This is a genomic window from Micromonospora sp. NPDC047738, from assembly GCF_040642675.1.
GTDB lineage: Bacteria > Actinomycetota > Actinomycetes > Mycobacteriales > Micromonosporaceae > Micromonospora.
The window spans coordinates 126554-147513 of sequence record NZ_JBEYSO010000006.1; the positions used below are offsets into that span (position 1 = coordinate 126554).

Consider the following 20960-nt stretch of genomic DNA (forward strand, 5'->3'; position numbering starts at 1 on the left):
CCGCCAGCCCCATCTGATCTGTCCCTACAAGGCCGACAGTGCGTTCGGCAGCGGCTCAAGCCCGGCCCGGGCCGGCAGCGGGCTCATACTCGCCTGCGAACCCAGCCGACGATGGCGGTCGCGACGAACAGGATCACCCCGACCACGAACAGCCAGAACAGGCCCTTCACCGCGAGCCCGACGACCACCAGAACCAACCACACCAGCAACAGGGCAACGAGCAGTGCGATCATGGGGCGCTGCGTACCCACGTGTGACCTGTGCAAACCGGGTAGTAAACGGGTGCCGCGAAATCGCCCACCGCCTGGCGTACCCGGTTCGGCGGCACCCGTCGAGGTTTCTCAGCGGCTCACGTCGGCCGCGCGCCGCAGCAGCGCCCGCTGTTCCGGCTCGGAGCGCACCGCGTCGGCTGCCGCTCGGAACAGCGCCGCGGCGCGGTCCCGGTCGCCGTGCCGGGCGGTCAGCTCGGCCTCGGCGGCCAGCGCCGGCGGGTAGTTGTCCAGCACCCCGCCGGCGCGGGCCTCGGCGAGCAGCGCCAGCCCGGCCGTCGGACCGTACGCGTAGCCGTGGGCGACCGCCCGGTTGAGCCGGACCACCGGGGTGGGGCCCAGCCGGACCAGGTGGTCGTACCAGCTGGCGATGGCGGGCCAGTCGGTGTCGGCGGCGGTGCGGGCGGTGGCGTGGCAGGCGGCGATCCGGGCCTGCAGGGCGTACGGTCCGTGACCGGCGCTGTCCAGCAGCGCCACGCCCTCGGCGATGGCGTCCTGGTCCCACCGGGACCGGTCCTGCTCGTCGAGGGTGAGCAGGTCGCCGGCCGGGTCGCGGCGGGCGGCGCGGCGGGAGTGGTGCAGCAGGAACAGTGCGAGCAGCCCGGCCACCTCAGGCTCCTCCGGCAGCAACTCGTGCAGCAGCCGGGCCAGCCGGATGGCCTCAGCCGCGAAGGCCGGCTCGCCGTCGGCGTCGTACCCCCGGGTGAACAGCAGGTAGAGCACGGCCAGCACGCCGGGCAGCCGCTCGACCAGCGCGGGCCCGGTCGGTACCCGGTACGGGACGCCGGCCGTCGCGATTCGGGTCTTGGCCCGGGTGAGCCGGCGGGCCATGGCGGACTCGCTGACCAGGAAGGCGCGGGCGATGTGGGCGGTGGGCACTCCGGCGATCGTGCGCAGGGTCAGCGCGACCCGGTCCGGCAGGGCCAGCGCCGGGTGGCAGCAGGTGAAGATGAGCCGCAACCGGTCGTCCACCACGTCCCCTTCCGGTGGCGTCGGCTCGGGGTCGGTGAGCAGCGCCAGCTCGCGCAGCTTGCGGCGTTCCACGGCGGCCCGGCGCAGCACGTCCACGGCCCGGTTCCGGGCGGTGGTCATCAGCCAGCCGCCCGGATTTCCGGGTACGCCGTCGCGCGGCCACCGTTCCAGCGCCGCGGCGAGCGCCTCCTGGGCGCAGTCCTCGGCGAGGGTCCAGTCGCCGGTTACGCGGATCAGGGCGGCCACGATCCGCGGGTACGCCTCGGCACCCGCTGCGGCGACCGCCCCGGCCGCGTCGGTCACCGGCGTCAGTCCACGAGGGGGCGCAGCTCGATCCGGCCGGCGTACGCCATCGGGTGGGCGCGGGCCACCTCGACCGCCTCGTCCAGGTCGGCGCACTCCAGCAGGTCGAAGCCGACGATCACCTCCTTGGTCTCGGCGAACGGGCCGTCGGTGAGCAGCAGTTCCCCGTCGCGGACCCGGACGGTGGTGGCCGCCGACGGCGGCGCGAAGCGGCTGCCCGTCACGCGCTGGCCGTTGGCGTCCCGCTCGGCCACCCACTGCTCGATGTCGGGCGCGGCGCTGGGGTCCTTGTCCGGCTCGGTGTCGGTGCAGACGAGCATCATGTACTTCATCGTTTCTCTCCTCCGGTCGTGCTTCCATCCAGCCTGACGAACGCGGGCCGCGCATCCGGACAGCCGCGGGCGAAGAAATTCGTGGGTGATTTCCGGGCCGAGCCGGGGTACTGTTGGGCGATGTTCTTCATCTTCGGGCCCCAGGCCAGAGTTGACCGGTCCGGCGTTGTCGAGGACGGCTGCCACATTGTCACCCGCCAGCCGTGCACGCTCGGCCGCCGGCACCGGCGTCGCAGCCGGCCGCTCGCCGGTGCCCGGTCGCCCCGCTCGCCCGGGAACCGCGCCTCCGGCCGCTGAGCTGTGATCTTCCACCCCGTCGCGGATCTGTTTCCACGTGCGCGAATACGCTGGGACGGTCGTCCGAACGGGGAGAATCCTTGCGCCATCATCCGGCTGTCGTGCTGGTGGCCGTCCTGCTGTCCACCCTCGCGCTACCGGTCTCGCTGACCGGCGCGTCCGTCGCGCTGCCCGACATCGGCCGGGATTTGGACGCCGGGCTGGCCGGCGTGCAGTGGGTGGTGAACGGCTACAACGCCACGTTTGCCAGCTTCATGCTCGCCACCGGTGCGCTCGCCGACCTGTTCGGCCGCCGCCGGGTCTACGCCATCGGCGTCGCGGCCTTTGCCGCCGGCGGGCTGCTCGCCTCGGTCGCCGACAGCATCCTGCTGCTCGACGTCGCCCGCGCCCTCGCAGGGGTCGGCGCGGCGGCCGCCGCGACCAGCGCGTCCGCCCTGCTCGCCGGGACGTTCCAGGGCCGGGCCCAGGCCCGCGCCTTCGGCGTGTTCGGTACGACCATCGGCGTCGGCCTCGCCTTCGGCCCGTCGATCGCCGGGCTGCTCATCGAGGGTTTCGGCTGGCGGGCCGTCTTCGCCGCGCCGGCCCTGGCCGCCTGCGCGGTGCTCGCCCTGGTGCCGCTGCTGCCGGAGTCCCGCCAGCCGCACCCCGGGCGGGTCGACTGGCCCGGCACCGTGTCGTTCACCGCCGCGCTGCTGCTGCTCATCTTCGGTTTCGTGCAGGGCCCCGAGTACGGCTGGGCCGCCCCGGTCATCCTCGCGGCGTTCGCCGCCGCGGCGGCGCTGCTGGTGGCCTTCGTCCGGGTGGAACGCCGCCGCACCGATCCGATGTTCGATCTGGCGTTGCTGGCCAGCCCCCGGTTCCTCGGCATCTGTCTGGCGGCGGCCACCATCGTGGCGGTGCTGGTGCCGCTGCTGGTCTACCTGCCGTCGTACCTGACCACGGTGGTCGGGCTCAGCGCCGGCGCGGCCGGCGCCACGCTGATCCTGCTCACCGCCCCCACCCTGGTGCTGCCGCTGCTCAGCGGCGCGCTGACCCGGCTGGTCCCGGCCACCGCGGTCACCGTCGTCTCGGTGGCCGTGGTCGCCGTCGGCGCGGCCTGGGCCACCGTCCTCGGCCCGCACGCGGACACCGCGACGCTGGCCGGCCCGCTGCTGACCATCGGGGTCGGGGTGGGCCTGTCCATCGGGCTGCTCGACGCCATCGCCATCGGCAGCGTCGCGCCGGGGCGTGCGGCGACCGGCGCCGGGATGATCAACACGGCCCGGCTGACCAGCGAGACCGTGGCCATCGCCGTGGTCGGCGCGGTGCTGGCCAGCACCACCGCCGGGCGGCTCGCCGACCCGGGTTTCACCGGCGGGCTGCGGGTGGTGCTGTGGTCGATGGCCGGGCTGGCGGCGGCCGCCGCGGTGACCGTCGCCGTGCTGGTCCGCCGGGGCGCGGCCCGCGTCGGCCCGGCCGAGACGGTGACCGAAGCGGAGCCGGTCACCGGGCCGGCCGTCTAGCGCCGGTGGTGGCCCCGGCCGCCGGGGCGGTGCAACCAACCGCACCACTCGTGCGCCTGAGCTTCGACGTCCGAGCATGGACGGGACTGGAGCGGAGATGGCGGTAGGGACGGAGGTCGCCGAGCCGGTGTCGCTGGGCGAGGACGGGTTCAGGACCGTGTACGGGGAGCAGTTTCCGCTGCTCGTCAGGTTCGCGTACCTGACGACGGGGAGCGCGGCGGCGGCGGAGGACCTGGTGCAGGAGACCTTCGTGGAGCTCTACCGGCACCGTGACCGGGTCCGCGCCCCGGTGCCGTGGCTGCGGCGTGCGGTCGCGAACCGGTGCACCTCCTGGGTACGACGGCGGGTGCTGGAACGCCGCCACGCGTTCCGCGACCCGGACCCGCCGTACGCCCCGGCGTCGGCGGACGGTCCGGCGGTGCGGGCGGCCCTGCGCCGGGTACGCCCCCGCCAGCGTGCCGCCCTCTTCCTCCGTTACTACCTGGATCTGCCGGAGCGGGAGATCGCGGAGGCGCTCGGCTGCGCCCCCGGCACCGTCAAGGCGCTCCTGCACCGTGGACTCGCGACCCTGAAGGGGCAGCTCGATGTCTGACCGCGAACAGTGGACCCGGTCGGTGCTGGACCGGGCGCTCGCCGACCGGACCTTCCCGACCCCGCCCGTCGGCGTCGTCCTGGCACGTGCTGAGCGGCGGCCGGCACGTAGCGGCTGGCCGGTGCTGGCCGCCGCGCTGGCGGCGGCGTGCGCGCTGGTCGCCGGCTCCCTCGTCGGGCCGGTGAGCCGGTTGCTGTTCGGCGAGCTGGGGCCGGGGCGGCCGCTGTCCGGGATGCCCGCCGCCGAGCGAGCCGAGGTGGCCGCCCAGTGCCCGGTGTCCGGTCACGGCGACCGGCTGCTCAACTCGGTTTCATGGCCGGACGGTCGCCGGGCGGCGGCCGCGGTGAACGGCATGCAGTACTCCTACTGCGTCTCCGATCGCTCAGGAAAGCTGCGCCGTCTCATCGAGGGGCAGGTGGATCCCGGCCAGGATCCGCTGGACTGCGCGCCTCGTTCCTGCCGGTACGGCAGTCTGACCGGGCGGCTCTCCGCCCTGCCGGTCGGGGCGTGGGTCATCGCGCTGGGCCCTGCCCCGGCAAACGCGGTGCGGGTGCGCGGGCGCACCGACGCCGGTGACCTGGTCGAGGCGCCGGTGGTGAACCGCACCTGGATCCTGCGCGCCGACACCCAGACCCGGTCGAGCATCGACGTGCGGAGCGTGGACCTGATCGCCGCCGACGGCACGACCCTGTTCACCGTGCGCTGATTCGAGGGGCGGCTATCGTGGCCTGTCGTGACGGACACCGCGCAGCGCCTGGCCGAGATCCGGGGCGGTGTGCCGCCCCGACGGCACAACGCCCGCACCATCGCCGCGTTGACCGGTAACCCGGGCTGCACCCGGCGGGCGGTGCTGGACAGCGCCGGGGTGGACAAGCCGAAGCTGGCCGAGCGGATCGGCTTCCCGGCCCGGTTCGGCCAGTCCCGCTTCGCCATCACCCGGGGCAACGCGTTCGAGGCCCAGGTGAAGGCGGATGGTGGTGCGGAGTTGCTGCGGCTGGTCGCGGAGCGGCTGGGCGTACCGGTGCCGGCGGGCGCGACCTGGACGGACCTGGGTGGGGCCGAGGACCTGCCGGACCGGCACGAGCGGTCCCGGGCGGCGCTGACCGGCGGCGGCGAGCCGGCGTTGTTCGACCATCCGCTGCTCGGGCTGGACGTGGCCGGCCGGCGGGTGCACCTGGAACCGGACCTGGTCGCGGCCCGGCTCGGTGGCCGCTTCCACGTGGTGGAGATCAAGTCCTTCCCGGTGATCGACGGTCAGGCCGACCCGGCGAAGGTCTCCGCCGCCGCCATCCAGTCCGCCGTCTACGTGCTGGCGCTGCGCGAGCTGCTGGCCGCCGCCGGGCACGACCCGGACCTCGTGTCGCACGAGGTGGTGCTGGTCTGCCCGCGCGACTTCGCCAACCGGCCGGTGGCCAGCCTGCTCGACGTCCGTAAACAGCTGCTGGTGCTGCGTCGCCAACTCGACCGGATGGACCGGATCGAGGACCTGCTCGTCGACGTGCCGGCCGGCTTCACCGCCGACCTGACCGCCGACCCGGCGGCCCTGACCGCCGCGCTGTCCGGGGTGCCCGCCCGTTACGCGCCCGAGTGCCTGGCCGCCTGTGAGCTGGCGTACTTCTGCCGGCACGAGGCGCGCGGCCACACCACCGCGCTGGGGCGGCCGGTGCGGGAGGCGCTGGGCGGCATCGCCGACGTCGGGGAGGTGCTGGCGCTGGCCGACGGCGTGCGCGCCCCGGATCCGGAGCAGGCGGAGGCCGCCGCCCTGCTGCGCGCCGCCGCGCGCCTGCGCGCCGACGCCCTCGCCGGAGGCGCCGCATGAGTACGCTGCGCCGGCCCGCCCGGCCCGTCCCGCCCTGGAGGTCCCGGTGAGCACGCTGCGCGCCCTCGCCAAGGCGCAGGCGGTCGCCGCCGGGCTGGCCCAGCCGGTGGCCACCGTCCGGCACCTGCACCTGTCGGACCGCCCGCTCGTGGTGGTGCCCCTCGCCATGGCGGGCGAGGCCAACGCCCCGCTCGCCGCCATGGTCGGCACCACCCCCGACGAGGCGCGGCTGCTGGTGGTGCCGCAGCCCCGCAACCGCGACCAGCGGTTCGCGTTCGCCGCCGAGCTGGCCGCCATCGTGCTGCCGTACCTGGACTCGTTCCGGGAGGTCAGCGAGGCGGTGCCGGTCGATCGGGGCAAGGATGTGCGGTACCGGTACGTCGACGCGCCGCAGGTGCTGGTGCCCAACCCGGCCGGGATCACCTTCCTGCGGCTGTTCGGCCGCTCCACCCGGTTCCGCCGGCCGGACGGCGACTACCCGGTGCACCCGTCGGTGCCGCTGCTCGGGCGCTGGCTGACCTTCTTCGCCGAACGCGCCGAGCATCCCGGCTCGGCGGCGTTGGTGGCGATGACCGAGGCGTTGACCCTGCACTGGGCGACCGGGCAGAGCGCGGTGGAGGACCTGCACCTGCCGGCGCTGCTCGGCTGGCTCGACCCGCCGCCCGGCTCGACCGGCGCCGAGGCGGCCGCCGGGGCCGAGGATCCGGAGCTGTGTCCGCCCGCCGGCCCGGCGACCGACCCGGACTTCGACAACCGGCGGCTCGCCCCGGCGATGGCCGCGTACGCCGAGGCCGACGGCGACCCGGCCGCCCGGTCGGCGGCGTACGCGGAGCTGGAGCGGCTGCTGCGCGATCAGCTCACGCCCACCTGGGAGCTGATGTGGCGCGGCGTCGGGTTGCTGCGCGCGCTGCCGCCCGGCGCCCGGGTGGCCGGCCGGTGGGACGGCGACAAGGACGCCTTCACCGGGTACGCCGAGTACGTCGACGACGGCGGCGGGCCGCAGCCGCGCCGGGACGGGGCGGTGGCCGCGGCGGTGCGGCTGCACCGGCTGGAGCGGGCCCTCACCTCCTACGCGGTGCAGCGCGCCTACGACGACCCGCTCGTGATGGCCGAGCACCGGCTGACCGGGGAGGCGTTCGTCGGTGACGTGACCCTGGCCGACCCGAAGCGGGTGGACGACACCGGCAAGCGGCCGGTGCTGCGCCCCCGCATCCAGGTGGTCACCACCGAGCCGGTGCTGGTGCCGGTCGGGGCGACCCTCTACTCGCCGGCCCGGCCGGGTCAGAAGGCGAAGGTGGTCTTCCTGACCCCGGGCGCGGACGGGAAGACCGAGGTGGTGCTGGAACTGTCCGGTGGGATGGGTCGCGGGCTGACCGCGCCGCCGGGCACGGTGCCGGAGGTGGGGGAGCGGCTCTGCTTCACCACCCTGTCGGATGCGTTCCTGCCGGCCGGGAACTTCCCGGCCACGGAGGAGACGCCGTGGACCCACGGCGGCCCGCCGACCGTCGGGCCGGTGCCCGAGAGCGGCGACGGGGACCCGGCGGAGGAGTGGACCTGAATTCCAGGATGGCGCGATGAGCGGCGATCACGACCGGGTGCGGCGCAGCTACGACACGGTCGCGGCGAGTACCGGCAGCGGCTGGCCGAGGAGTTGGCGGGCAAGCCCCTGGACCGGGCGTTGCTGGCCGCCCTGGTCGAGCTGGCCGGGCCGGGGGCGCCGGTGGCGGACCTCGGCTGCGGGCCGGGGCATGTGACGCACTGGCTGGCCGGGCGGGGCGTGCCGGCGGTGGGCATCGACCTGTCGCCGGGCATGGTGGCGCAGGCACGCCGCGCGTATCCGGGGGTGGAGTTCCGTGTGGGTGACCTGCTGCGGCTGCCCGCCGCGGACGGCGAGTTCGGCGCGGCGGTGGCCCTGTACTCGGTCATCCACCTCGCCCCCGACGAGCTGCGGCCGGCTCTCGCCGAGGCCCGTCGGGTGCTGCGGCCGGGTGCGCCGCTGCTGGTCGCGGTGCACCTGGGCAGCGAGGTGCGGCACCTGGACGAGTGGTGGGGGCACCGGGTGGACGTCGACTTCCACTTCCTCACCGCGGAGACGCTGCTCGGTGCCCTGCAGGACGCCGGGTTCACGATCGAGGCGCGTCTGGAGCGGGCGAGTTACCCGCACGAGGTGGAGACCCGGCGGCTGTACGTGCTGGCCCGTCGCCGTCCATAGCAGGAGCTGCTGTGTCTGGCGGAACGCGCGGGCCTGCATGAACTGTAGGCGATGCAGCGGCTGCTACGACTGGCGATGCGAGACGCTGACGCCGTCCGCGATGCGCCCGCAGGCCCACCGGCACTACGGTTTGACTCCTTCGTACGCCAGATGCAGCATCATGCCCTGGTCAGCATGGCTGAGGTTGTGGCAGTGGTTCATCCAGATGCCAGGGTTGGTGGCGTGGAATGCCACATCCCAGACCTCGCCCGGGCGTACGTCGAACGTGTCCAGCCACAGTGCACTACCAGTTGGCGCACGGCCGTCGCGGGCCAGCACGAGGACCCGGTGGCCATGCAGGTGCCAGGGATGGGTGTCGCGACTTCGGTTGACGACGGTCAGCCGGACGAGGTCCCCTTGGCGGACGACCTCGGTCGGGATGGACGGGAACGCGTGGCCGTTGACGGTGTACGCGTACTGCGGCCGGGCGCCGGACAGCGCGAACCCCCGGTCGAGTACCAGGGTGAAATGCCGGTCAAAGCGGCTGTGCCCGTCAAACGGGGTGGCGGCGGGGGCGCCGTACCGGGTCAGGTCGAGTTCGGGCCAGCCGGCGGTGTCGTCGGCCACCGCCGGTCCGCCGTCGGGCTCCGGCGCCAGCCGCAGGCCGCCGGCGCGGTCGTTGTCGACCAGCAGCGCCACCGGATGGTCCGGCGCCCGGTACGCCAGGTCGTAGCGGCCGCCTGCGGGCAGCCGCAGCCCGACCCGAGTCAGGTCACCGGGCCCGTTCAGCTCACTGCCGTCGGCGGCGACCACCCGGTACGGGGTGCCGGCCAGGGTGAACCGGTGCGGGGTGTTGTCGGTGTTGACCAGCCGCAGCCGTACCGGCGTGCCGGGCGCCACGCGATGTTCCATGGGCCGGTCGTGGCTGCCGAGGACGGTGGTGCCGGCGAAGGTGTGCACGGGCACGGTCATGTCCAGTCCCGGAGCCGGCGCCTCGCGCGGGGTCACGACGAGCGTCCCGTACAGCCCCATCCTGACGCCCCGGTCGGAGACCTCGTGGGTGTGGTACCAGTAGGTGCCGGCCTGGTTGGCGACGAAGCGGTACACGAACTCCTGTCCTGGCAGCACCGGATCCTGGGTCAGGCCGGGTACCCCGTCCTCACCAGCGGGCACGTCGTAGCCGTGCCAGTGCAGGGTCACCCCAGCGCGGATGTCCACGTTGCCGAGCCTGACCTCGATGAGGTCGCCCTCGGTCGCGGTGATCGGTGGCCCGGGGATTTGCCCATTGAAGGTCCAGGCGGCGACCTTGCGACCAGACGACAGGGTGACGGTGGCGGTTTGGGCGGTCAGCGTGAATCGACGCACCGTGCCGTCAACGGGCGGCGCAGCGGGGCCGCGCAGCATGGCCAGGGTAACCGCGTGCCCGTGGTGGTGGCCGCCGGTCGCAGCGCCGTCGGCGTCACCGGGCCGCACTGCCAGTCCCACTCCGACCAGCCCGACCGCGAGCGTCGCCGCCACGCCCGCGCGCATGCCCGGTAACGGTCCCCCTGGTGCCGCCACCCGCCAGGTCACCAGCGCCGCGGCACCGACCAGGGCCACCGTGACCAGCGCGACGCTCCAGGTCGCCGGGTAACCGATTAATACCGTGACGAGCAGGCCGGCGGCCGCGGCGTACCCGGCCGTCAACAGCGGGACGACGACGGTGGTGGGGTGCCCGGCCGGATCCTCCTGGCGGCGACGGCCGGCCGCCCGTATCAGGTGCGGGCCGGCCAGCACCGCGGCGGTCACTGCGGCGGCGCCGAGCAGTGGCAGGGCCAGCGTCACTTTCTCCTGCACGAACCACCAGCCGCTACCGGCGAGAGTGGCCACCAGGCCGACCCGGACGAGCGTGGCCAGCACCGCCACCACGCACAGGGCCAGCGCCGGGCGCGGCCGGCGGGCCGCGGCCGTCACGCCCGCACCCAGCCACGCGGCCGCGACCACCGCACCGGCCACCAGGTCCAGTACGAGCAGAAGCGCGGTGGTCACGCCGACGGTGCAGCGGCAGATCGGGCCGCGCCGGCCGGTTCAATTGTCCGTGCGGCGGCGGCCAGCAGCCGGGCCCGACGGAACACGACGCCCGCGACGGCCATGATGGCCAGCCCGTTGATCGCGTGCAGGCCGAGGATGGCCAACCCCGCCGGCGTGGTGGTGTCCTCGCCGCCGCTGACCGCACGGCCGAGGGTGACGATCAGAACCTGGACGAGCACCAGGCCGAGCGGCAGGATCGTCAATCCGACCACCTTGCCCGGTGCCCGGGCCACCGCGGCGGCGATGGTCGCCAGCAGCGACAGCAACGGGATGACCATCATGCCGGTGGCGTCGTGCAGGGCGAACGAGTCATCGTGCTGCGGTCTGGCGAAGGCGCCCACCGCGGCGAAGTAGAACTGAGCGAGGACGGCGAGCAGCAACAGAGCGCTGAGCCCGACGTACACCTTGCGCATGACGCACTCCCTTTGTCCTGGTCGTAGTTCCGGTCGACCCCACGGTAGGCAGCCCTCGGCGGGACGCACGTCCGCCTTCGAACGTATTGGCGGATACGTCAGATCGATTACGTCACCGCGGGGACATACGCCCGGCGGCGACGCCGAAGGTTGGTTTCCGATCAGGTCGTGAGGCCGTGGCTGCGGTACGTGTTTGGTGGAGCGGCCCGGGACTTCGGCCCCGGACGGGCTACGCATGGCCGGGTAGGCGGGCCGCCGCGACTACGTAGGCTGACGTACACCGGATTCAGCTCGCGAGCGGACGACCGGACGCCGCATCGCCCGCAAAATTTGGGCGGTCATGGACGGTTACCACGAGATGGCGAACCACAGCATGCAGCCATCCGTCGATCAGAATGCTGGTTCCTCACGATGAGCGTTTCACGAGACGACGCGCGGCTGCCCAGGCTGGGCGCGCGAACCCGCAAAGGCGTCTTGGTGGTCCACATCGCATCCGCCGGTGCGTGGCTCGGTGTCGACGTCGCGATGGCTGTGGTCATCTTCACGGCGGTGTTCAAACACGACACCGGTACCCGGGCCCTGTGTTACCAGGCGCTCCAGCTCTTCGCGGTCTGGCCGCTGTTCACCGCGGGCACCATCTGCCTCGCCAGCGGAGTCGTGCTCGGACTCGGCAGCAAGTACGGCCTGGTGCGGTACTGGTGGGTCGCCACGAAGCTGGCGTTGAACGTTCTGCTCACCGGGCTCGTTCCGCTGGCATTGCGGCCGGGCCTGTCGGGGTTGAACGAGCTGGGCCGGCAACTTGCGGCCGGGCATCTCGCAACAACTTCGGTGGGCAACATGATCTATCCACCGATCGTCTCACCGGCCGCCCTGCTCGTTGCTTTGGTGTTGGCCGTGTTCAAGCCGTGGGGCCGGATTCGCAGCGTCCCTCCCCGCGCCGGGCAGTGAGGTCAGGTACCGGCGAGCTGTTCCACCAACGGCGCGAGCTGTTCGAGGAACATCGCGCTCACGGTGATGTAGGAGATCCCGAGCGTGTCCCGACGTCGACGCAGGGTGTCGGCGACCTGCGCGGGCTTACCGACGAGAAAGGCCGTCCCGCCGAGCACTGCCATAACGCGAGGATCACCGCCGACCTGACGGGCGAGCCAGCCGTTGCCGGGCAGGTCCTCAAGCTCGCCAGCGACCGCCGCCACGTTGAGGGCCAGCTCGACGTCGTCGAAGCGGGCTCCGGCAAGGTCGGACAGCTCGTCGACCTTCGCCGCAAGCTGCTCCTCTGAGGTCTGTGGCGGTAAACCCAGCGCGACGATGTCCGCCTGCTGAGCGGCCAGTCGCAGCACCTGCGTCCCGTGCCCGGCGACCAGGATCGGCGGATGCGGCTGCTGAACCGGCCGCACGGGTCCGCCGTCGCTCGGTCGGCCGCACAGCTCCTCTACCGCGCGGATGGTGTCGGCGAGGCGCTGTACCCGCTCCCCCGGGGTGCCGAACCGCACACCCAGCCGAGCAGCGTCGTGCTGTGCGGCGGGTCGCCCCGCACCAAGGCCCAGCTCGAAGCGGCCGCCAGAGAGCAGGTCAAGGCTGGCCGACTCCCAGGCCACCGCAGCGGGCGTCCGGTTGGGCGCGCTCAGGACGTACGTGCCGACCCGCAGTGAACTCGTCGCGGTCGCCGCCGCCGCAAGCGCCGGAAACGGGGAGAGCGTCGCCTGGGTGTCGGGGATCAAAAAGGTGGCGTACCCGAGACTCTCGGCACGGCGGGCCATCGCCGCCCACGCCTGCGCGGTCGGTGCGAAGCCGGCGACGACGCCGAAGCGGAACAGACGATCGGACATGACGGATACTCCTTGCGGTGGCGCGGTTTTCGGCTGTTTCAGCAATGCTGTGGTGTGTCAGCCGCGCCGGCATCCTCCGAGAAGCGACCAATCACCTACGCCCGCCTGCGTAGAAACGGTGACGGGCGAGGAGGTTGCCGCGCGTCTGGTGATCAGCCCGGCGACCGCCCGTACCCACGTCAGCCGGGCCATGGTCAAACTCGGGGTGCCGATGCTCCTAGCAGGCCATTTGCCCGGACAGGAGACAGGCAATACCGAGACTGTCGTACGCGCCGGCGCGGGTCGACCGATCCGCGGTCAGCGGCAGCTCAAGGCGCAGATCGAGCACCTACGATCCGGCCGAGCCATGGTTGAGCGGCCGCAGCGGTGTACGCAGTGGTTGCGGGTGCCGACAATCAAGTCTGCTAGGGCGTGACCCCCTTGCGGAACGACCACGTCGGGACACCGGCCGTTGTGACGCCAGATCCGGTCCTCCGCAGGTGCAGTCCTCGTCGCTGATCTGCGTCGGCACGTAGTCACGCCCGCGAAGGCCCCAGGAGCTACCGCCAACCAGCGCCACCGCGCCAGCCTCCCACGCTACATACCCGCGTCAGCCCGTCGTCCAAGGCCGGAGCTTCTCGGGGTTCAGTACCGCCCAGATGTGCCTGATCCGGTCGCCTGTGACGTCGAATGCGAACACCGCCACGGTGACGCCATCTTGCTGAGCGACCAGACCGCACTGGCCGTTGACCGTACGCTCCAGCAATGTCATGGTGGTTGCCCTGTCGGCGAGGCCGACGAAGAAGTGCGCGACCTTCTCGCCGCCTTCGACCGGGTTGAGCAGGGCGCTGACGAGGCCGCCGCCGTCGCCCGTCGCCGTGGCGTCGGGGTCGAGCAGGCCGATGAGGGCGTCGATGTCCTTGGCTTCCCATGCCTGCTTGAAGTCTCTGACAATGCCGGCCCGCCGGGCTGTCGTAGTCGCAGGAGCCTGCGACGCGTGAATGCGACGGCGGGCCGAGGAAGCCAGCTGGCGGCATGCCGCCGGGGTGCGGCCGACGATGTCGGCTACTTCGGCGAAGGGATAGCGGAAGACATCATGCAGGATGAACACGACGCGTTCGGCCGGGGTCATCGACTCGAGTACAACGAGGAAGGCCATGTTGATTGACTCGTCGAGAGTGACCCGGTCGGCCGGGTCGGCCGTGGTGTCGCCCGGCCGCCCGTTGGCCCACTCGTTGCGTTCGGGCAGCGGCTCGGGGATCCATTGGCCCACGTAGCGCTCTCGCCGGGCCCGTGCCGAGCCGAGCAGGTCGAGGCAGATCCGGCTGGCGACGGTCGTCAGCCAGGCGCCGGGGAATTCGATGGCGTTCTGCTGTTGCCGGGACAGGGCGTACCAGCGGACGTAGGTCTCCTGTACCGCGTCCTCGGCCTCGGCGAGGGAGCCCAGCAGCCGGTACGCCAGATTGATCAGCTGACGCCGCTCGCCCGTGATCGCGCTCAGGCTCGGATCGGAACGACCGGGTTCTGGCTCGGACCGCGTGGTCATGGTCTCGGCTACTCCCCTTGTCGCATTTCCCTCATCAGTTCGACGAGACAGCACACCGAACTGTGAGGTGGGCGCGTCGCCTCACATTCCGAGGGGCTGTGTCGTCGTACTGCTGAGACGAACACCATCCAGTGAACAGGAAGTTAAGCGACATCATGAGCGGCTCATCCGCCCAGCGATCGCGCCTGGCCGGCACCCGACCACTCCTGGCGGCACCGACTGCACCGCCAGCGTGCACGCTTCCTGCAGCACCCTCCAACAGCCGCCTGGTGCCGTCGTACGCGCTGCCGCTGAGGCGGACGTCGTCGAGAGCAATCTATTCGCCCGCGCCGAAGGCATGCCGCTCCAGCTCCGTGCGATCGCACGGCACCCCGTCGCCCCGTCGGGACACCGTGGGCACCACCAGGCTGGCTCACCAGATCAGTTTCCCCCCTCGTCCCCGACTGGCCATCCGCTGTGGGATCGCTGATCGCCACCTGCGACATCGAGCCGAAGTCGCTCAAAACCTAAGGAGCACCCTTTATGAACATCGCTCTGTGGATCATTGCGGGAATGCTGGCCGTGGCTTTCCTGGCCAGCGGCGCGGTGAAGCTGATCCAGCCGAAGGAGAAGCTGCCCTCCAGCTGGGGATGGGTCGAGGACTTCAGCGCCGGCGGCATCAAGGCCATCGGCGCCCTCGAGGTTCTGGCTGCAGTGGGCCTGACCCTGCCCGCCGTGCTCGACATCACGCCGGTTCTGGTGCCGCTGGCGGCCGTCGGTTTGGTGGTGCTGATGGTCGGCGCGTTCATCGCGCACGTCCGCCGTCGCGAGGCTCAGGGAGCGGTGCTGACCCTGGTGCTGCTCGCCCTGGCCGTCTTCGTGGCGTGGGGCCGCTTCGGCCCCCTGTCCTTCACCGGTTGACCCAGCGCGGCGTTCGGCTGCACCCGACTCCGGCGGCATCCGCCCGCACCACCGGAAAGAACCGGAAAGGAAGCAAGCCGATCATGGAACCCGTAAACGCCGCCGCAATCATTTCCTACAGCTCCACATGCACCGTGCACGCCCTGGCACGGGCCGTCGCCGAGGGCGCGGAAAGGCCGGCGGACAGGTCGTCGTCGAGGCGGCCGTCACCTCGGTGAACCCGTTCGATGTGATGCTGAGCTCGGGCACGTTCGTGGGCAAGTCTGCCTCTCCGTGCGTGGCCGGCGCCGACGGCACCAGTTGCCGCCACGGCGGCGCCCGTCGCAAGACGCTCATCCGGATCTGATAAGGATGTCCGCCATGGTGCGCCGATCACCTCGATAACGCCGGAGGGACGGCACGACGTTAGCGCGGGCCGGTACTGGAGTCGATCGATTGTTCGGCTGAAATGTCGGCGATGTGTGCCCGGCGAGGCGAAGGCCAGTGGCTGGAGTGTCCCGCTCGTCTTGGTCGTCTATTGGCGGGCCATCCTCGACGACCTCGTCGGCGACACCGAGGAAGCCGCCCCGGACCAGGCCCGCTACGGGGTCCTGGTTGCCCTCTACCGCCGCCACGACACGCCGTCACCGACCTGATCCAGCATGGTGACCGACGCCGATCGGCTCTGGCGGCGGTACCGAGCGGTAGTTAGGCTGGCGGCGTTCGCCGTCCGCAACCGGTCCTCAACGTCGAGGGTGCGCGCACAGAGAGCCGGAGCGCAGTCGTTGTACCTCAGCAGGCCATGAGCCTCGCCGCCCCGGGCGTGGCCCGTCCCTCGATCTCCGGCCGCGTCGGGCTCGTCGCGGCCGCGTTCGTCGTACTCACCGAAGCCCTCTGGCTGGTGGCCGGGCTGCCCGGCGCGGCCCTGGCCAGCGACCTCGGCGCGATCGCGGTGGCGAGCTGGGCGGCGGTGGCCTGCGCCGGGGTGGCCCGGCGACACCCCGAGCCGCTGCAACGATTCTGGACGCTGCTGGCCGTCACCATGGCCCTCGCCGCGACCGGCCGGATCGTGTGGACGGTCGAACGGCTCGCCGGGCAGGACCTGCCGCACACCGCGCTCGTCGGCGGGCTCTTCACCGCCGGCATCGTCACCGGCACCGCCGCGCTGCTCTGCTCGCTGGCCGCCCCACGCAGCCTCGTCGGGCAGGCCCGCACCCTGCTGGACGGGGTGATCGTCGGGCTGGCCCTCATCCCGATCGCCTGGCTGGTGGTCTTCCGCGACATCGCCGCCGCCGACCTGGCCGACCCGCTGCGCACCTTCGGGCTGCTCTACCCGATGTTCGACCTGATGCAGCTCACCATCCTGGTGGCGGTCGCCGGCCCGGCCCGTCCGATGTGGCGGGCGCACACACTGATCGGCGTCAGCCTCGCCGCCCGGGCCATCGCCGACACCGTCTACGTCTCCCTCGTCGCACACGGCACCTACGCCCCCGGCCACGTGATCGACCTCTGCTGGCCGCTGAGCTACCTGCTGATCGGCGCCGCCACCCGGTGCCCCCCGCCGGCCGGCGACGACGGCGACGACGACGGCACCGAGTCGCCGCTGCCCCCGTGGTGGCGGGTCGCCCTGCCGTACCTGCCGGTGGGTGGGGCGATCGTCGCCGTGGTGCTCGGCCGGCGGCCCACCGGGCAGAGCCCACACCTGATCTTCGTGGCCATGATGGCGCTGCTCGGGGTGCTGGCGCTGCGGCAGGGGCTGGCCGCCAACGAAAATCTGCGGCTGGTCGGCTGGCTGCGCCGGCTCGCGTACTCCGACCAGCTCACCGGCCTGCCCAACCGGCTGACCTTCACCCGGCGGCTGCGCCGGGCCCTGCGCGACGGCGGCCCGGTCGCCGTGCTGCTCCTCGACCTGGACGGGTTCAAGCAGGTCAACGACCGCTTCGGGCACGCCGCCGGGGACCGGCTGCTGACCACCATCGCGGACCGGATGCGCGACGCCGTCGGCGCCGACGGGATGATCGCCCGGCTCGGCGGCGACGAGTTCGCGGTGCTGGTCGACCGGGACCGGCCGGTGTCGCCCGAGCGGCTCGCCGAGCGGCTGCTCGCCGCCCTCGAGCCGCTGCCCGGCGAGGAGGACCTCGGCGTGCACCCGTCGGCCAGCATCGGCATCGCCGAGTACGGCCCGCAGCACACCTCCCACACCGACCTGCTCCGCGACGCCGACATCGCCATGTACGCGGCGAAAGCGGCCGGCAAGTCCGCGTACCGGACCTGCACGCCGGAACTGCGCGAGTCGGCGGTGACCCGGGCCGAGCTGATCGCCGACCTGCGCCGCGCGGTCGACGAGGGGCAACTGCTCATGGAGTTCCAGCCGATCGTCGACCTGGCCACCGGGACGGTCCGCAGCGCCGAGGCGCTGGTCCGCTGGCGGCACCCCCGGCTCGGGGTGCTCCCACCGGCGAAGTTCCTGCCGCTGGCCGAGGAGACCGGGCTGATCCTGGCGATCGACCGGTGGGTGATCCACCAGGCGTGCCGGGCCGCCGCGACCTGGCGGGAAGAAGCGCCCGAGGTCACCGTGGCGGTCAACATCGCCGCCGCCCACCTGCGCCACCCCGACCTGATCGCCACGGTCGCCGCCGCCACCGCCGGAGCCGGCCTGCCGCCCCGCGCGCTCACCCTCGAACTGACCGAATCGGCGCTCATCGAGGGCAGCGAGACCGTGCTGGAGCGGCTGCGTCAGCTCCGCGACCTCGGCATCCGCATCGCCATCGACGACTTCGGCACCGGCTACTCCTCGCTCAGCTACCTGCACCGGATCCCGGCCACCGAGCTGAAGATCGACCGGTCCTTCGTGTCCCGACTGGATGCCGAGGACACCCGGGCGTACGCCACCGTCGAGATGGTCAACCGGCTGGCCGACGCGTTCGACCTGGCCGTGGTGGCCGAGGGGGTCGAGACCGGCACCCAGCACGCGGCGGTGACCGCGATCGGCTGCCTGCACGGCCAGGGCTGGCGGTACGGGCGGCCGGCCACCCTGGCCGAGCTGCGCACCATGCTCACCCCGATCGACGCCACCCGCTGATCGTCACCGACCCGTTACAGCCCCGGGTGGGGACGTTGACCCGGTGCCGGGACAGTGGACCCCATGGCCATCCGCCGCGCCGTCGCCGCGTCCGCCGCCGCGCTGCTCACCGTTCCCGCTCTGACGGCCTGCACCCCCGAAATCAAGGCGGCCACCGGGATCAGCGTGGACGAGTCCGGGCAGCCGGTGGCGATGGTGGCCTGGTGCGCCGCGCGCCCGCCCGACGTCGTGCTGCTCTTCGACGCCACGGCCGACGACCGGCACCCTCGGCACACCGAGTGGGACTGGCCCGGGCGCGAATACCGCGTACCGGACGAGGCGACCTCCCCGGCGACGGTGCCGCTGACCGGCTTCCCGCCGGCAAAGCTTCCGGTTGGCGTGGTCGACTTCGCGATGTACGCCGTCGCCGACGACAGCTCCTTCACCTCGCAGCGGGTGGGCTTCCGACTCGCCGACCTGGCGGGGCTGAAGCCCGGTTCGGTCCTGGTCACCGACTACCAGGACAAGGCCGAGTCCCTGCATGAACTCACCCTTGAGGAGTTCGCCCGGCGAGGCGCCGAGGAATGTTGACCCGCTGACGGTAGGTCGAAGGTCCCGGGTGGAACAGGGGGTTCGGCCCTGCTTCAGAGGCTGGGCCGGCGGTGACGATGAGACGGACATCGAGAAGCCGTCACCAGCCACACAGGAGCGGTCATGAAGCGCCGGACCTTGGATCTGCTGTTCAGCATCGGCGGGCTGGGCCTCGCGGTCCTGCTGCTCGTCGTGGGCATCGTCCTGACGACGAACGCCAAGTTTGCCAACACCTACGTGCACGACCAGCTCGCCGCGCAGCACATCAGCTTTAAGCCGGCCGATCAGCTGACCGGCGAGGAGAAGAAGTCGGACTGCCTGCGCGAGTACGCCGGCCAGCAGCTCACCACCGGCAAGCAGGCCGAGTGCTACGCCAACGAGTTCATCGGCCTGCACCTCAAGTCGATTTCCGGCGGCCAGACATACGCGGACCTGGGCAAGCCGGAGGCCGCGCTGAAGCAGCAGGTGACCCAGGCCGAGCAGACCAACGCCGCCAACCTGGCCGACCTGCAGAAGCAGCTCGCCGAGGTCACCGCCCAGCGGGAGACCGTCTTCAAGGGGGAGAGCCTGCGCGGCATGCTGCTGACCTCGTACGGGTTCAGCGAGTTCGGCCGCAAGGCCGAGCAGGGCGCCCTGGCCATGTACCTGGGTGCGGCGCTGCTCCTGCTGCTGTCGATCGCCGGCCTGGTGCACGCGTTCCGCACTCCGGCCAGCGAGACGTTCGCCGCGCCGCAGCGGGCCAAGGAGCCCGTCACCGCCTGATCCCCGACGTGATCGCCCCCGGTCTCCCTGATGAGGCCGGGGGTGATCAGCTTTTCCGGCACGCTGGGGTGAGGTGGGACGCAGAATCTGGCTTGACCCTCACGTAACGGTAGGCGGGAGCCTTGGCCGTGGAAGGGAGGGAACCATGGCTTACACGGTGGGTCAGGTGGCGCGGGCGGCCCGGGTCACGGTCCGTACGCTGCACCACTACGACGAGATCGGGCTGCTGTCGCCGAGCGGGCGCACCCCGGCCGGCTACCGCCGCTACTCAGAGGCGGACCTGGAGCGGTTGCAGGTCATCCGGGCCTACCGCGAGCTGGGGTTCCCGTTGGAGGAGATCGCCGAGATCCTCGACGACCCGGGCGGAGACCCGCTGCCGCACCTGCGCCGGCAGCACGAGCTGCTCACCGGGCGGATCGGGAAACTGCGGGAGATGGTCGCGGCGATCGAGCTCGCGATGGAGGCGAGAGCATTGAGGATCCAGCTGACGCCGGAGGAGCGGTTCGAGGTCTTCGGGGACTTCGACCCGGACGCGCACGCCGAGGAGACGGAGCGGCGCTGGGGCGGCACGGAAGCGTACCGGCAGTCGAGCGAGCGGGTCAGCCGGTACGCGAAGGAGGACTGGCTGCGGAACAAGGCCGAGAACGCGGACTGGGGGCGGCGGCTCGCAGACCTCATGGCCTCGGGTGCCCCGGCCGACAGCCCGGAGGCGATGGCGCTGGCCGAGGAACACCGGCAGCTCATCACCCGCTGGTTCTACGACTGCACCTACGAAATCCACACCGGGCTGGCGGACATGTACGTCAGCGACCCGCGGTTCACCGCGTACTTCGAGAAGATCCGGCCGGGAATGGCCGCGTACCTGAACGAGGCCATTCACGCGAATGCGATCAACCGGGCCTGACCCGGCCCGGGTGCCAGGATGGGCCGGACGGCTCACCCACGGGAGGTCCTGTTGATCATCGTCGCCGGAACCCTCTACGTCGATCCCGCCGAGCGGGACGCCTACCTGGCCTCCTGCGTGGCGGCCGTCCAGGCGGCCCGCTCGGCGCCCGGCTGCATCGACTTCGCGGTCAGCGCCGACCTCGTCGAGCCGGGCCGGATCAACGTGTACGAGCGGTGGGAGTCCGACGAGCAACTGCTCGCCTTCCGGGGGTCCGGCCCGGCCGAGGAGCAGGTGGCGGCGATCCGGGGCGCCGAGGTGCACAAGTTCCGCATCGCGGGGGTCGAGGCGCCCTGAGCCGGGCGCGCACGGCACGGCGGTGACGTAGTGCCGGCGAGCCTTCGCCCGGCGGGCTGGCACGGGAAAGCAACTACTAGTCGCTGCTCCTCCTACGGGGCTACGGCGGGCCGTTTCCGCCGGACGAACGGATCCTGTCCCTCTACTGGGTGGTCTGGTCGCTGATGGCATTGACGGTGGAGTGCGGCGCGGGAGGTGACTGGGTCGCCGGCTACGTCTCGACGGTGCGACGCGAACTTGCCTTTCTGCGACAGCTCGTGGTCAGGGAGGCCACACGTGATCCCAGCGCCGCCAGGATTCGGCGTTCGTGAGTGGT

General features: G+C 72.2%; 22 protein-coding genes and 1 pseudogene. 16 read left to right on the top strand and 7 right to left on the bottom strand.

Annotation, left to right across the window (positions count from 1 at the left end; genetic code table 11):
• Positions 1 to 83 precede the first annotated feature (83 nt).
• The 3 genes from ABZ783_RS12620 to ABZ783_RS12630 all read right to left on the bottom strand — a co-directional run bounded on the left by ABZ783_RS12620 (position 84) and on the right by ABZ783_RS12630 (position 1876).
• Positions 84 to 233: a hypothetical protein gene (locus ABZ783_RS12620; RefSeq protein WP_357436756.1), complete on the bottom strand. Its 150-nt coding sequence runs from the start codon at positions 231 to 233 to the stop codon at positions 84 to 86.
• A gap of 108 nt (positions 234 to 341) precedes the next feature.
• On the bottom strand, positions 342 to 1544 hold the full coding sequence (locus tag ABZ783_RS12625) for a sigma-70 family RNA polymerase sigma factor (protein ID WP_357436759.1): 1203 nt from the start codon (positions 1542 to 1544) through the stop codon (positions 342 to 344).
• Positions 1545 to 1549: 5 nt separating this feature from the next.
• Complete coding sequence (locus ABZ783_RS12630; protein WP_357436762.1) at positions 1550 to 1876, bottom strand: YciI family protein; 327 nt, start codon at positions 1874 to 1876, stop codon at positions 1550 to 1552.
• A gap of 377 nt (positions 1877 to 2253) precedes the next feature.
• On the opposite strand from ABZ783_RS12630, the gene ABZ783_RS12635 reads away from it, so the two are divergent.
• From ABZ783_RS12635 to ABZ783_RS12660, 6 genes are all read left to right on the top strand, one after another.
• Entirely contained in the window at positions 2254 to 3675 is a 1422-nt protein-coding gene (locus ABZ783_RS12635; RefSeq protein WP_357436765.1) for an MFS transporter, read from the top strand.
• Between the two features lie 97 nt (positions 3676 to 3772).
• On the top strand, positions 3773 to 4267 hold the full coding sequence (locus ABZ783_RS12640) for a SigE family RNA polymerase sigma factor (protein WP_357436768.1): 495 nt from the start codon (positions 3773 to 3775) through the stop codon (positions 4265 to 4267).
• A complete protein-coding gene (locus ABZ783_RS12645) occupies positions 4260 to 4973 on the top strand; it encodes a hypothetical protein (protein ID WP_357436770.1) in 714 nt (237 codons plus the stop codon). The genes ABZ783_RS12640 and ABZ783_RS12645 overlap by 8 nt, the downstream gene beginning before the upstream one ends.
• Before the next feature lie 27 nt (positions 4974 to 5000).
• The gene (locus ABZ783_RS12650; RefSeq protein ID WP_357436773.1) at positions 5001 to 6086 is read left to right on the top strand and encodes a hypothetical protein; all 1086 of its coding nucleotides are present in this window, start codon (positions 5001 to 5003) and stop codon (positions 6084 to 6086) included.
• Between the two features lie 46 nt (positions 6087 to 6132).
• Positions 6133 to 7644 (top strand): hypothetical protein, encoded by a 1512-nt coding sequence (locus ABZ783_RS12655; RefSeq protein ID WP_357436776.1) that lies wholly within the window; start codon positions 6133 to 6135, stop codon positions 7642 to 7644.
• 93 nt (positions 7645 to 7737) lie between these two features.
• Complete coding sequence (locus tag ABZ783_RS12660) at positions 7738 to 8298, top strand: class I SAM-dependent methyltransferase (protein ID WP_357436779.1); 561 nt, start codon at positions 7738 to 7740, stop codon at positions 8296 to 8298.
• Between the two features lie 123 nt (positions 8299 to 8421).
• On the opposite strand, the gene ABZ783_RS12665 is transcribed toward ABZ783_RS12660, so the two are convergent.
• Positions 8422 to 10305, bottom strand: coding sequence for a multicopper oxidase family protein (locus tag ABZ783_RS12665; RefSeq protein ID WP_357436781.1), 1884 nt, complete (start codon positions 10303 to 10305; stop codon positions 8422 to 8424).
• Entirely contained in the window at positions 10302 to 10760 is a 459-nt protein-coding gene (locus ABZ783_RS12670) for a DUF6220 domain-containing protein (protein ID WP_357436784.1), read from the bottom strand. The genes ABZ783_RS12665 and ABZ783_RS12670 overlap by 4 nt, the downstream gene beginning before the upstream one ends.
• 411 nt (positions 10761 to 11171) lie before the next feature.
• Here ABZ783_RS12670 and ABZ783_RS12675 point away from each other — a divergent pair, with 411 nt between their 5' ends.
• Positions 11172 to 11708 carry a hypothetical protein gene (locus ABZ783_RS12675; protein WP_357436787.1) on the top strand — a complete coding sequence of 179 codons (537 nt, stop codon included), beginning with the start codon at positions 11172 to 11174 and terminating at the stop codon, positions 11706 to 11708.
• A gap of 2 nt (positions 11709 to 11710) precedes the next feature.
• On the opposite strand, the gene ABZ783_RS12680 is transcribed toward ABZ783_RS12675, so the two are convergent.
• Positions 11711 to 12631 (bottom strand): TIGR03621 family F420-dependent LLM class oxidoreductase, encoded by a 921-nt coding sequence (locus ABZ783_RS12680; RefSeq protein ID WP_357436790.1) that lies wholly within the window; start codon positions 12629 to 12631, stop codon positions 11711 to 11713.
• A 67-nt stretch (positions 12632 to 12698) separates the two neighbouring features.
• Between ABZ783_RS12680 and ABZ783_RS12685 the strand changes: the two are divergent.
• A pseudogene (locus ABZ783_RS12685) lies at positions 12699 to 12791 on the top strand (DNA-binding response regulator); the annotation flags it as partial.
• Between the two features lie 384 nt (positions 12792 to 13175).
• On the opposite strand, the gene sigJ reads toward ABZ783_RS12685, so the two are convergent.
• Positions 13176 to 14111 (bottom strand): RNA polymerase sigma factor SigJ, encoded by a 936-nt coding sequence (gene sigJ / locus ABZ783_RS12690; RefSeq protein WP_357436792.1) that lies wholly within the window; start codon positions 14109 to 14111, stop codon positions 13176 to 13178.
• 522 nt (positions 14112 to 14633) lie between these two features.
• Between sigJ and ABZ783_RS12695 the strand changes: the two genes are divergently transcribed.
• The 8 genes from ABZ783_RS12695 to ABZ783_RS12730 all read left to right on the top strand — a co-directional run bounded on the left by ABZ783_RS12695 (position 14634) and on the right by ABZ783_RS12730 (position 20644).
• Positions 14634 to 15011, top strand: a complete 378-nt coding sequence (locus ABZ783_RS12695; RefSeq protein ID WP_357436795.1) for a DoxX family protein — start codon at positions 14634 to 14636, stop codon at positions 15009 to 15011.
• 127 nt (positions 15012 to 15138) lie between these two features.
• A complete protein-coding gene (locus tag ABZ783_RS12700) occupies positions 15139 to 15357 on the top strand; it encodes a hypothetical protein (RefSeq protein WP_357436798.1) in 219 nt (72 codons plus the stop codon).
• A gap of 160 nt (positions 15358 to 15517) precedes the next feature.
• Entirely contained in the window at positions 15518 to 15646 is a 129-nt protein-coding gene (locus tag ABZ783_RS12705; RefSeq protein WP_357436801.1) for a hypothetical protein, read from the top strand.
• A gap of 146 nt (positions 15647 to 15792) precedes the next feature.
• Positions 15793 to 18072, top strand: coding sequence for an EAL domain-containing protein (locus tag ABZ783_RS12710; RefSeq protein ID WP_357436803.1), 2280 nt, complete (start codon positions 15793 to 15795; stop codon positions 18070 to 18072).
• A gap of 63 nt (positions 18073 to 18135) precedes the next feature.
• Complete coding sequence (locus ABZ783_RS12715) at positions 18136 to 18642, top strand: hypothetical protein (protein WP_357436806.1); 507 nt, start codon at positions 18136 to 18138, stop codon at positions 18640 to 18642.
• Positions 18643 to 18765: 123 nt separating this feature from the next.
• On the top strand, positions 18766 to 19404 hold the full coding sequence (locus ABZ783_RS12720; protein WP_357436808.1) for a hypothetical protein: 639 nt from the start codon (positions 18766 to 18768) through the stop codon (positions 19402 to 19404).
• A 145-nt stretch (positions 19405 to 19549) separates the two neighbouring features.
• Positions 19550 to 20308, top strand: a complete 759-nt coding sequence (locus tag ABZ783_RS12725; RefSeq protein ID WP_357436810.1) for a MerR family transcriptional regulator — start codon at positions 19550 to 19552, stop codon at positions 20306 to 20308.
• 18 nt (positions 20309 to 20326) lie between these two features.
• Positions 20327 to 20644 carry an antibiotic biosynthesis monooxygenase family protein gene (locus tag ABZ783_RS12730; protein WP_357436813.1) on the top strand — a complete coding sequence of 106 codons (318 nt, stop codon included), beginning with the start codon at positions 20327 to 20329 and terminating at the stop codon, positions 20642 to 20644.
• Positions 20645 to 20960: the final 316 nt, after the last annotated feature.